Annotated in this window: 6 protein-coding genes; all 6 read right to left on the bottom strand. The window is 43.9% G+C overall.

Annotated features, from left to right (window positions below):
- Positions 1 to 76: 76 nt before the first annotated feature.
- Positions 77 to 1,261 (bottom strand): elongation factor Tu, encoded by a 1,185-nt coding sequence (gene tuf / locus PUND_RS01215; protein WP_109875886.1) that lies wholly within the window; start codon positions 1,259 to 1,261, stop codon positions 77 to 79.
- A 62-nt stretch (positions 1,262 to 1,323) separates the two neighbouring features.
- Positions 1,324 to 3,438 carry an elongation factor G gene (fusA, locus tag PUND_RS01210; protein ID WP_010392137.1) on the bottom strand — a complete coding sequence of 705 codons (2,115 nt, stop codon included), beginning with the start codon at positions 3,436 to 3,438 and terminating at the stop codon, positions 1,324 to 1,326.
- 27 nt (positions 3,439 to 3,465) lie between these two features.
- Complete coding sequence (rpsG, locus tag PUND_RS01205; protein ID WP_010392135.1) at positions 3,466 to 3,936, bottom strand: 30S ribosomal protein S7; 471 nt, start codon at positions 3,934 to 3,936, stop codon at positions 3,466 to 3,468.
- A 97-nt stretch (positions 3,937 to 4,033) separates the two neighbouring features.
- The gene (gene rpsL / locus PUND_RS01200) at positions 4,034 to 4,408 is read right to left on the bottom strand and encodes a 30S ribosomal protein S12 (protein WP_002958885.1); all 375 of its coding nucleotides are present in this window, start codon (positions 4,406 to 4,408) and stop codon (positions 4,034 to 4,036) included.
- A gap of 194 nt (positions 4,409 to 4,602) precedes the next feature.
- Positions 4,603 to 8,775 carry a DNA-directed RNA polymerase subunit beta' gene (gene rpoC, locus PUND_RS01195; protein ID WP_010392126.1) on the bottom strand — a complete coding sequence of 1,391 codons (4,173 nt, stop codon included), beginning with the start codon at positions 8,773 to 8,775 and terminating at the stop codon, positions 4,603 to 4,605.
- A gap of 104 nt (positions 8,776 to 8,879) precedes the next feature.
- Complete coding sequence (rpoB, locus tag PUND_RS01190) at positions 8,880 to 12,905, bottom strand: DNA-directed RNA polymerase subunit beta (protein ID WP_010392125.1); 4,026 nt, start codon at positions 12,903 to 12,905, stop codon at positions 8,880 to 8,882.
- Between the last annotated feature and the right edge of the window lie 251 nt (positions 12,906 to 13,156).

Genomic DNA, 13,156 nt, shown 5'->3' with positions numbered 1-13,156 from the left:
TACATAAATTACAGGCATTAAAAAACCCGAGGCTAAGCTCGGGTTTTTTTAATGCTTAACGCATTACAACAGTTGATTACTCAACGATAGTTGCAACAACACCAGCACCAACAGTACGGCCACCTTCACGGATAGCGAAACGAAGACCTTCGTCCATCGCGATTGGCGCGATTAGAGTTACTGTCATCTTAACGTTATCACCAGGCATTACCATTTCTACGCCTTCTGGTAACTGTACGTCACCTGTTACGTCAGTTGTACGGAAGTAGAACTGTGGACGGTAACCTTTGAAGAATGGAGTATGACGACCACCTTCATCTTTAGAAAGTACGTATACTTCTGAAGTGAATGTTGTGTGTGGGTTGATTGAACCAGGCTTAGCTAGTACTTGACCACGTTCAACGTCTTCACGCTTAGTACCACGTAGAAGTGCACCAATGTTCTCACCAGCACGACCTTCGTCAAGAAGCTTACGGAACATCTCAACACCAGTACAAGTAGACTTAGTCGTCTCTTTGATACCAACGATTTCAACTTCGTCATTCACGTTGATGATACCAGCTTCAACACGGCCAGTTACAACAGTACCACGACCTTGGATTGAGAAAACGTCTTCGATAGGCATGATGAATGGCTTATCGATGTCACGCTCTGGCTCTGGAATGTAAGAATCTAGTGCTTCTGCAAGCTCTACGATTTTAGCTTCCCATTGCTCTTCGCCTTCAAGTGCTTTAAGTGCAGAACCTTGAATTAGTGGTAAGTCATCACCTGGGAAGTCGTATTCAGAAAGAAGTTCACGAACTTCCATTTCTACTAGCTCAAGTAGCTCTTCATCATCAACCATGTCACATTTGTTCATGAACACAACGATGTAAGGAACGCCAACTTGGCGAGAAAGTAGGATGTGCTCACGAGTTTGTGGCATAGGGCCATCAGTCGCAGCAACTACTAAGATAGCGCCGTCCATTTGAGCAGCACCAGTGATCATGTTTTTAACATAATCGGCGTGACCAGGACAATCTACGTGTGCGTAGTGACGAGTAGGTGTATCGTACTCAACGTGTGAAGTTGAGATTGTGATACCACGCTCGCGCTCTTCTGGAGCGTTATCGATTGATGCGAAATCTTTAGCAACACCGCCGTATACTTTTGCAAGTACGTTAGTGATTGCTGCAGTTAGTGTAGTTTTACCGTGGTCAACGTGGCCGATTGTACCAACGTTTACGTGCGGTTTTACGCGTTCAAACTTTTCTTTTGCCATCTTAAAAAATTCCTAATAAAGAAATTAAAGCCTGACTCAGTATTGAGCCAGACAAGCTAAAATCATATAACAGCGCGAGCTGAAATTATTGTATCTGCAACCTGCTTAGAGGCTTCAGCGTACTTCAAAAACTCCATAGAGTATGAGGCACGGCCCTGTGTTGCAGATCGTAAAGCAGTCGCATAACCGAACATTTCAGATAGTGGTACCACAGCATTAATTTGCTTAAGGCCACCAAGTGCATCTTCCATGCCTTCGATCATGCCGCGACGACGGTTTAGGTCGCCAACTACATCACCCATGTTTGCTTCAGGAGTGAGTACTTCAACCTTCATTACTGGTTCTAAAAGTGCAGGGTTTGCATCTAGCGCACCTTGTCTCATAGCCAGTGAACCTGCTATTTTAAATGCCATTTCATTCGAATCTACATCATGGAATGAACCATCATATAAAGTCGCTTTAACACCAAGTAATGGGTAGCCTGCCAGTACACCTTGAGCCATTTGCTCTTGGATACCTTTGTCTACCGCAGGGATGTATTCTTTCGGCACTGAGCCACCTACGGTTTCGTTTACGAACTCGTAAATTGGGGCTTCATCATCCGAAATATCCATCGGTTCAAGTTTAAGCCAGACGTGACCATATTGACCACGACCACCTGATTGACGTACAAACTTTCCTTCAACTTCAACAGTTGAACGAATAGCTTCTCGGTATGCAACCTGCGGCTTACCAACGTTACATTCAACACTGAATTCACGTTTCATACGGTCGACAATGATATCAAGGTGAAGTTCACCCATGCCAGAGATAATAGTCTGGCCTGATTCTTCGTCAGTTTGTACGCGGAAAGATGGATCTTCTGCAGCTAGTTTTCCTAGCGCGATACCCATTTTATCCTGGTCAGCGATTGTGCGAGGCTCAACCGCAACAGAGATAACTGGTTCTGGGAACTCCATACGCTCAAGCGTAATAATAGAGTTCGGATCACACAGTGTTTCACCTGTTGTTACGTCTTTGAGACCAATAGCCGCCGCGATGTCGCCTGCGTGGACTTCTTTGATCTCTTCACGTGAGTTTGAATGCATCTGAACGATACGACCAAGACGCTCACGCTTACTTTTTACTGGGTTATATACCGCGTCACCCTGTTTAACAGTACCAGAGTAAACACGGAAAAAGGTTAAAGTGCCAACAAACGGGTCTGTTGCAATCTTGAATGCAAGAGCAGCAAACGGCGCTTTATCATCAGCAGGACGCTCTTCCTCAGTACCATTTTCTAAGATACCTTGGATTTGTTTCACTTGTGTTGGTGATGGCATATATTCAACAACGCAATCAAGCACAGCTTGAACACCTTTGTTTTTAAATGCACTACCACACGTCATGGGAACAATTTCGTTCGCTAATGTGCGTTGACGCAAAGCATTTTTAATTTCTGCTTCGCTTAACTCTTCACCTTCTAAGTATTTATCCATTAGTTCTTCAGTAGCTTCAGCAGCGCTTTCAACTAAGTGAGAGCGCCATTCTTCGGCTAGTTCCTGAAGTTCTGCCGGTATTGCCTCATAAGAGAAAGTCATACCCTGGTCTTTATCATTCCAGTTAATGGCTTTCATTTTAATAAGGTCAATAACACCTTTAAAGTCGTCTTCAGCGCCAATAGGCAGCTGGACTGGAACAGGCGTTGCTCCAAGACGAGATTTCACCTGGCTTACAACCGTTAAGAAGTCAGCGCCCGTGCGATCCATTTTATTTACGAAGATCATTCTCGGAACTTCGTACTTGTTCGCTTGACGCCAAACTGTCTCAGTTTGCGGCTGTACACCCGATGAAGCACAAAGAACAACTACCGCACCATCTAGTACACGTAAAGAACGCTCTACTTCGATAGTGAAATCTACGTGCCCTGGGGTATCAATAATATTGATGCGATGGTCGTCAAATTGAGCGTCCATCCCTTTCCAGAAACACGTTGTTGCAGCAGAAGTGATTGTGATACCACGCTCTTGTTCCTGCTCCATCCAATCCATAGTTGCAGCGCCATCATGCACTTCACCGATCTTATGAGAAAGACCTGTGTAGAACAGAACACGTTCTGTTGTGGTGGTTTTGCCTGCATCTACGTGAGCACAAATACCGATATTGCGGTAACGCTCAAGTGGAGTTGTACGTGCCATAAAATCCTCTTAAAGGTTAAGGACAGATTACCAACGGTAATGAGCGAATGCTTTATTCGCTTCAGCCATACGGTGAACGTCTTCACGTTTCTTAACCGCAGTGCCTTTGTTATCAGCAGCGTCAACGATTTCTTGAGCTAAACGTAAGCCCATAGATTTTTCGCCACGCTTACGTGCAGCGTCTACTAACCAACGCATACCTAATGCGTTGCGACGTACTGGACGTACTTCAACTGGTACTTGATAAGTTGAACCACCAACACGGCGAGATTTAACCTCTACCTGTGGACGGATGTTATCAAGTGCAGTTTCAAAGATTTCTAGGTGCGACTTGCCTGATTTCTCAGCAGCCACGTCTAGCGCACCATAAACGATTTTTTCAGCAGTAGATTTCTTGCCGTCTAACATTACGATGTTAACGAATTTTGCAAGAAGTTCCGATCCGAACTTAGGATCTGGAAGAATTTTACGTTGACCTATTACGCGTCTTCTAGGCATTTTGTATCTCCGGTTTATTCAGGTTTGTCCTTTTGGAACAATAACCCAAAACAATAATTAATAATATTTAGTGCTTGGCCTTACTAACGGAATACAATTAGCCTTTAGGGCGTTTTGCACCGTATTTAGAACGAGCTTGACGACGGTCGCTTACGCCTGCACAGTCAAGTGCACCACGTACAGTGTGGAAACGCACACCTGGTAAATCTTTAACACGACCACCACGGATTAGGATTACACTGTGCTCTTGAAGGTTATGACCTTCACCACCGATGTATGAAGTTACTTCGAAACCGTTAGTTAAACGTACACGAGCTACTTTACGTAACGCCGAGTTTGGTTTCTTAGGTGTAGTTGTATATACGCGAGTACATACACCACGCTTTTGCGGACACGCTTTAAGCGCAGCTGAGTTACTTTTAGTAACCTTGCTACGACGTGGCTTACGCACTAGCTGGTTAATAGTTGCCATTTAAATAGCTCCTGAAATTAAAATTACTACTGAAAAAAATAAAAAATCCGCCCTTGTTTTACGAGCATGTATTAAACGTGCAAGTAAATGGGTGGCGGAATTTTAATGAGCAAAGATTGACCTGTCAACCTAAACCGCTCGCAAGGCAGTAGATAACTACCTTGCTAAACTCTAATCTATTGATTAGATTCGGTTTATTGATTTCCAGATAAATCCGCGTTTAAGGCATCAGTCAGTGCTTGAGTCGCCTCTTCTGCACTTACCGTTTGCTCTTCAACAACGTCTTTTTGCTTACGACGAGCCATACGATCTTGATGATACGCAAAACCGGTACCGGCTGGGATCAATCGACCCACAATTACGTTTTCTTTCAGACCGCGTAACTCATCGCTCTTACCATTTACAGCGGCTTCTGTTAGGACACGAGTTGTCTCCTGGAACGAGGCTGCTGAGATGAAAGATTCTGTCGCTAGTGATGCTTTAGTGATACCCATTAACTGGATTTCAAACTTAGCTGGGATCTTACCTTGAGCTTCAAGGTCGCGGTTTGCGATATTAACGCGTGCCACTTCAATTTGCTCACCGGCTAAGAACTCAGTATCACCACCGTCTAGAATGATACATTTACGTAGCATTTGACGAATAATAGTTTCAATGTGCTTATCATTGATCTTAACGCCCTGCAAACGGTAAACCTCTTGCACTTCGTTAACAATGTAGTTAGCAACATGTGTCACACCACGTAGGCGTAAGATGTCATGCGGTGACTCTGGACCATCGGCGATAACTTCACCTTTAGACACTTGCTCACCTTCAAACACGTTAAGTTGACGCCACTTAGGAATCATTTCTTCGTAATGATCGCCTTCAGCTGGAGTAATAACTAAACGTTTCTTACCTTTAGTCTCTTTACCGAAGCTAATCGTACCGGTGATTTCAGCTAAGATAGCTGGATCTTTCGGCTTACGCGCTTCAAATAAGTCGGCTACGCGTGGTAGACCACCCGTGATATCACGAGTTTTCGAACCTTCTTGCGGAATACGTGCTAATACGTCACCTGGGTTTGCAGTCGCGCCGTCTGTTACTTCAATCGTAGTGAATGAAGGAAGACGCGTTTCTTGCAAGCCACGCTCATCACTTTCAATGATAAGTTTCGGCTCTTTCGCATTCGCTTTAGCAAGATCTTTAACAACTACACGAGTTAAACCCGTTAGTTCGTCAGTCTGTGCTTCAGTATTTGAATCATCGATATCGCTGAACGATACTTTTGATTTATGCTCAAGAACGATTGGGTGACTATGCGGGTCCCAAGTAGCAACAATGTCGTTACCTTGAACTTCTGCATTGTCTTGCACTGTTAATACCGCACCGTAAGGTACTTTATAACGCTCTTTCTCACGACCATAGCTATCAATGATAGTGATTTCGGTAGAGCGTGAGGTAATAACAATCTTACCGTCTGTATTTAATACATACTTAGCGTTGTGAAGTTTTAATGTACCGTTAGTTTTAACTTGTACATTATTTTCAGCAGACGCTCTTGATGCCGCACCACCGATGTGGAATGTACGCATCGTAAGCTGTGTACCCGGCTCACCGATTGATTGTGCCGCGATAACACCCACTGATTCACCCGCGTTGATGATATGACCACGTGCTAGGTCACGACCATAACACTTAGCACAAACACCAAAGTCGTTATCACAGGTGATAACTGAACGTACACGAACTTCATCAACTGAGTGCTCTTCTAAAAGGTCACACAGTTTTTCGTCAAGCATGATATTACGTTCTACAAGTACTGTATTAGTACCTGGAATTACAACATCTTCAGCAACAACACGACCTAATACACGTTCGCGAAGTGCTTCTACAACGTCACCACCTTCAATAAGCGGTTTCATTGTTAAGCCATCTTCTGTGCCACAATCGTCTTCATTGATTACCAAATCTTGTGCAACGTCTACTAGACGACGCGTTAGGTAACCCGAGTTCGCTGTTTTCAGTGCTGTATCGGCAAGACCTTTACGCGCACCGTGCGTTGAGATGAAGTACTGAAGTACGTTTAGACCTTCACGGAAGTTAGCCGTGATTGGCGTCTCGATGATTGAACCATCTGGACGTGCCATTAGACCACGCATACCTGCTAGCTGACGGATCTGAGCGGCACTACCACGAGCACCTGAGTCGGCCATCATAAACACTGAGTTAAATGACGGTTGCTCTTCTTCTTCACCTTGCGCATTCACTACGGTGTCTTTTGACAAGTTAGCCATCATTTCACGTGATAGGTTTTCATTTACACGTGACCAGATATCGATAACTTTGTTGTACTTTTCACCAGCCGTTACAAGACCTGATTGGAATTGTTGGTTGATTTCAGTTACTTCAGCTTCTGCTGCTTCAATGATTGACGCTTTAACTGGTGGGATAACTAAGTCATCGATACCAATTGAAACGCCTGACTTCATTGCGTAGTGGAAACCGGTGTACATTACTTGGTCAGCAAAAACTACTGTATCTTTCAGACCAAGACGACGGTAACACTCATTTAATAAGCTAGAAATTTGCTTTTTACCTAGAGCTTGGTTGATTGACTCAAACGGCATGCCTTTAGGTAAAATAAGAGACAGAATTGCACGACCCACTGTAGTATCAATGATAGTAATTGAATCTTCTACAACACCATCTTCATTAGCTACTGATTGGCTAATACGTACTTTCACTTTTGCGTGAAGGTCGGCATTACCACTGCGGTATGCTTTTTCTGCTTCTTTAGGATCTTTAAATACGGTGCCTTCGCCTTTGGCGTTAATGCGGTCACGCGTCATGTAATAAAGACCCAATACAACGTCCTGTGAAGGAACGATGATTGGCTCACCATTAGCAGGCGATAAGATGTTGTTTGTAGACATCATTAACGCACGAGCTTCTAGCTGCGCTTCAATTGTTAGCGGTACGTGTACCGCCATTTGGTCACCATCGAAGTCGGCGTTGTAAGCCGCACATACTAATGGATGCAAATGAATCGCTTTACCTTCGATAAGCACAGGTTCAAACGCTTGGATACCCAAACGGTGAAGTGTTGGTGCACGGTTAAGTAATACTGGATGTTCACGAATTACTTCGTCTAGTACATCCCATACTTCCGCTACTTCACGCTCAACCATCTTTTTAGCTGCTTTGATTGTCGTAGCCATGCCGCGACGTTCTAATTTGCCATAGATGAATGGTTTGAATAACTCAAGTGCCATCTTCTTAGGAAGACCACACTGATGAAGCTTAAGTGTAGGACCAACCGTGATTACAGAACGGCCAGAGTAATCTACACGCTTACCAAGTAAGTTCTGACGGAAACGACCTTGCTTACCTTTGATCATATCAGCAAGCGATTTAAGTGGACGTTTGTTAGAACCTGTAATTGCACGACCACGACGACCGTTATCAAGTAGCGCATCAACCGCTTCTTGTAACATACGTTTTTCGTTGCGTACGATAATATCTGGTGCAGCTAAATCTAGTAGACGCTTAAGACGGTTATTACGGTTAATAACACGACGGTAAAGATCATTTAGATCAGATGTCGCAAAGCGGCCACCGTCTAGTGGTACTAATGGACGTAAGTCAGGTGGCAATACTGGAAGTACTGTCATGATCATCCACTCAGGATTATTACCTGATTGGTGGAACGATTCCATTAACTTAAGACGTTTAGTGATCTTTTTACGCTTAGTTTCAGAGTTAATTGTTGGTAACTCTTCACGCATCTCTGCAATTAATTGAGCAAGATCGAGTTCACGAAGCAAGTCTAATACTGCTTCAGCACCCATCTTCGCTTCAAACTCATCGCCGTGCTCTTCAAGTGCATCTAGGTATTCTTCTTCACCTAATAGCTGACCACGCTCAAGCGTTGTCATACCAGGTTCAGTTACTACGAATGATTCGAAGTAAAGAACACGTTCAATATCACGAAGCGTCATATCAAGCATTAAGCCGATACGTGACGGTAATGATTTTAAAAACCATATATGCGCAACTGGACTTGCCAGCTCTATATGACCCATACGGTCACGACGCACTTTAGTGAGTGTTACTTCAACGCCACACTTTTCACAGATCACACCACGGTGTTTAAGGCGTTTATATTTACCACATAAACACTCATAATCTTTCACTGGGCCGAAAATACGGGCACAGAATAAGCCATCGCGCTCAGGCTTGAAAGTACGGTAGTTAATAGTCTCAGGTTTCTTTACTTCACCGTATGACCATGAACGAACCATGTCTGGTGAAGCAAGACCAATGCGAATTGCATCGAATTCTTCGGTCTTATTTTGTTGCTTCAGAAACTTAAGTAAGTCTTTCACCTTAGCTCTCCTGTCGGAGTTAATCTTGAGGACGGATGTTCTCGTCCCTACATTCTATTCAGCCATAACAGATGCTGCAGCGTTCACTGCAGCATCTAATTGGCTTAATTTTCTTCCAACTCGATGTTGATACCCAGTGAGCGGATTTCTTTCAACAATACGTTGAACGATTCTGGCATACCTGGTTCCATTTTATGGTTACCATCAACGATGTTTTTATACATCTTAGTACGACCGTTCACGTCATCCGATTTCACTGTTAGCATTTCTTGTAGAGTGTAAGCAGCACCGTAAGCTTCAAGTGCCCATACTTCCATCTCACCAAAACGCTGGCCACCGAACTGTGCTTTACCACCCAGCGGCTGCTGAGTAACAAGGCTGTAAGAACCAGTAGAACGCGCGTGCATCTTATCATCAACCAAGTGGTTAAGTTTAAGCATGTACATGTAACCTACTGTTACTTGACGTTCAAACTGATCGCCAGTACGGCCATCATAAAGTGTAACCTGACCACTTCTAGGGTAGCCGCCTAGCTCTAGCATGTCTTTGATTTCGTCTTCTTTCGCGCCATCAAATGCAGGAGTAGCAATCGGTAAACCACCTTTCAAGTTTTCAGCTAAACGACGAATTTCGTCATCAGAGAAACTAGCGATATCCACAACCTGACGAGATTCACCGATCTCATAAGCTTGTTTGATGAATTCACGTAGCTCATGAAGCTCGCGTTGCTCTTTCATCATTTCTTCTAAGCGCTCACCAATACCGCGTGCAGCTAGACCCATATGTGTTTCAAGGATCTGACCGATGTTCATTCGCGATGGTACACCTAGTGGATTTAGTACGATATCTACCGTACGACCTTTGTCATCGTATGGCATATCTTCTACTGGTACGATAGTCGAGATAACACCTTTGTTACCGTGACGACCCGCCATTTTATCACCCGGTTGGATACGACGTTTAACAGCTAAGTATACTTTAACAATTTTAAGTACACCTGGCGCTAAGTCATCACCTTGAGTAATTTTACGACGTTTGTTTTCAAACTTCTTATCGTATTCAGCTTTAAGCTCATCGTACTGTGCAGCTAGTTGCTCAAGTTCAGCTTGCTTGTCTTCTTCAGCAAGGCTTTGAGTTAGTAACTTTTCAGCATTCAGTGACGCTAAGTTGTCTTCATCGAAGCCAGCTGCCACAAGTAACTTGCGAGCACGCTCTAAAACACCAGCTTCTAGAATACGGAACTCTTCGTTGAAGTCTTTCTTCGCTTCGCGAAGCTGCATGTCTTCAACTTCTAACGCACGCTTATCTTTTTCAACACCATCACGGGTGAAAACTTGTACGTCGATTACAGTACCAGTTACAGAGTTAGGTACACGTAAAGAGCTGTCTTTAACGTCAGACGCTTTTTCACCGAAGATAGCACGTAGTAGCTTCTCTTCTGGTGTTAATTGCGTTTCGCCTTTCGGAGTCACTTTACCTACTAGGATATCGCCGCCTTTAACTTCAGCACCAATATATACAACGCCTGATTCATCAAGCTTGCCTAGTGCAGATTCACCCACGTTCGGGATATCTGCTGTGATCTCTTCTGAGCCTAATTTAGTATCACGGGCGATACACTGTAGTTCTTGAATGTGGATAGTCGTTAGACGATCTTCTTCAACTACGCGCTCTGATAGTAAGATTGAATCCTCGAAGTTGTAACCGTTCCATGGCATGAATGCCACGCGAAGGTTTTGACCAAGGGCTAAGTCACCTAAGTCAGTCGAAGGACCATCTGCTAACACATCGCCACGAGTAACCGGTTCACCAACCATACAAGTCGGCTTTTGGTTAATACATGTATTTTGGTTAGAACGTGTGTACTTGGTTAAGTTGTAGATGTCGATGCCCGCTTCACCAGGGATGCGCTCTTCTTCATGTACATTAACAACGATGCGACTTGCGTCGGCATACATTACTTCACCACCACGTTTAGCAACAATCGTTACACCAGAATCTTTTGCTAGTGTTAACTCAATACCTGTACCTACTAACGGTTTGTCCGCTTTCAATGTTGGTACTGCTTGACGTTGCATGTTTGAACCCATCAATGCACGGTTAGCATCATCGTGTTCTAGGAACGGGATAAGTGCTGCCGCTACAGAGATCACCTGTTGTGGTGATACATCCATATATTGCTGGTCCATGCGACCCATAAAGGTTGATTCACCTTTGTGACGACATGGAATAAGTTCATCTACAAACTCATTGGTTTCAGTTAAGTTTGAGTTCGCCTGTGCGATAACAAACTGACCTTCCTCAATGGCTGATAGGTAATCAACTTCATCAGTTACTACACCGTCTACCACTTTGCGGTAAGGTGTTTCTAAGAAACCGTAGTCATTGGTACGTGCATACGTAGACAATGAGTTAATTAGACCGATGTTTGGACCCTCAGGAGTCTCGATTGGACATACGCGACCGTAGTGAGTTACGTGAACGTCACGTACTTCAAAGCCAGCGCGTTCACGAGTTAGACCGCCCGGACCTAATGCAGAAATACGACGCTTATGCGTTACTTCTGATAGCGGGTTATTTTGGTCCATAAACTGTGATAACTGAGACGAGCCGAAGAACTCTTTAACCGCTGCCGAAATAGGCTTAGCGTTAATAAGATCTTGTGGCATTACCGCATCAAGGTCACCTAAGCTTAAACGCTCACGTACAGCACGTTCTACACGTACTAAACCTACACGGAATTGATTCTCAGCCATTTCGCCAACACTACGTATACGACGGTTGCCTAAGTGGTCTATATCATCAACATCGCCAACACCGTTACGAATAGCAATCAATACTTTCATAACCGCTACGATGTCTTCTTTGCTTAATGTGCCAGGGCCTGTGTCTGAATCGTAACCAACACGGCTATTGAACTTCATACGACCTACTGTTGATAAGTCATAGCGTTCTTCTGAGAAGAATAAGTTCTCAAATAAGGCTTCAGCCGCGTCTTTCGTCGGTGGCTCGCCTGGGCGCATCATGCGATAAATTTCTACTAGTGCTTCTAAACGGTTGCTTGACGAGTCAATATTCAACGTATTTGACATGTAAGCGCCGCTGTCCACTTCATTGATGTATAGTGTATCAATGGTCGTGTGACCGGCTTTAACCAATTCAGCCATCATTTCAAGCGTTAGCTCGTCATTTGCAGTAGCAATGATTTCACCTGTTGACTCATCAACATAGTTCTTCGCTAATACACGGCCAATGATGTACTCATGTGGTACTTCTAATTGCTTAATGCCTTTTTTCTCGATGCTCTTGATGTGGCGAGCCGTAACACGACGACCGCTTTCAACAAGGACTTCACCGTCTTCGCTCTTGATATCAAAAGCGGCAGTTTCACCACGTAAACGTGAAGGCACAAGTTCCATAAGAACTTTACCGTCAGCGATTTCAAACGCAGTAGTATCGAAGAAGATATCTAGGATTTCTTCACTCGTGTACTCAAGTGCACGTAGGATGATAGACGCCGGTAATTTACGACGACGGTCAATACGTACATATAAGTTATCTTTTGCATCAAATTCGAAGTCTAACCATGAACCACGGTAAGGAATTACACGTGCGTTATAAAGCACTTTACCTGACGAGTGAGTTTTACCGCGGTCGTTATCAAAGAATACACCAGGGCTACGGTGTAGCTGAGAAACGATAACACGCTCTGTACCATTGATTACAAAAGTACCGGTATCGGTCATGAGCGGAATTTCGCCCATGTAAACTTCTTGCTCTTTAATGTCTTTAACTGTGCCTGGAGCTTCTTTGTCCATTACTACAAGACGCAGTTTCACGCGAAGTGGAGCAGAATAAGTCACACCGCGAATTTGACATTCTTTTACATCGAATACTGGCTCACCAATACGATAACTTACGTATTGAAGCTCAGAATTTCCCGAGTAGCTTTTAATTGGGAACACAGAACGGAAGGCAGCTTCCAAACCATGATCGCCATCAGCGTCCGGGACTAAGAATTTTTTAAACGATTCTAACTGCGTCGACAGTAAGAAAGGTATATCCAAAACTTGTGGACGTTTACCAAAATCCTTACGGATACGTTTCTTTTCAGAATAAGAGTAAGCCATGGGGTTCCTCAGCTTGCTGATCTTTGACCCGACCTGTTCTTGTAAGAACAGACTTAACTGGCATCTATGCCAAGATGTACAACATTAACTGTTGTTCCAACTTAATCCCACCTCAACACTAGCAAACTATAAAGCGTTGAAATTAAAGAATAAATCAGATTTTATTTGCGCTATAAGAATAGTCGCTCTATAGCGCAAAAAGGCCGGTGATTAAATAATCACCAGCCCTTGCCTGATTTCTCAGGCAGCGA

It is taken from the genome of Pseudoalteromonas undina (genome assembly GCF_000238275.3).
GTDB classification, from domain to species: Bacteria; Pseudomonadota; Gammaproteobacteria; order Enterobacterales; family Alteromonadaceae; genus Pseudoalteromonas; species Pseudoalteromonas undina.
Note: the sequence above shows the minus strand (reverse complement) of the source record. Positions and strands in the feature narration are given on the sequence as shown.

What these genes read in the sequence shown, in the direction of transcription:
- tuf (WP_109875886.1), bottom strand. Translation starts at nt 1,261, where the DNA reads ATGGCAAAAGAAAAGTTTGAACGCGTAAAACCGCACGTAAACGTTGGT.
- fusA (WP_010392137.1), bottom strand. Translation starts at nt 3,438, where the DNA reads ATGGCACGTACAACTCCACTTGAGCGTTACCGCAATATCGGTATTTGT.
- rpsG (WP_010392135.1), bottom strand. Translation starts at nt 3,936, where the DNA reads ATGCCTAGAAGACGCGTAATAGGTCAACGTAAAATTCTTCCAGATCCT.
- rpsL (WP_002958885.1), bottom strand. Translation starts at nt 4,408, where the DNA reads ATGGCAACTATTAACCAGCTAGTGCGTAAGCCACGTCGTAGCAAGGTT.
- rpoB (WP_010392125.1), bottom strand. Translation starts at nt 12,905, where the DNA reads ATGGCTTACTCTTATTCTGAAAAGAAACGTATCCGTAAGGATTTTGGT.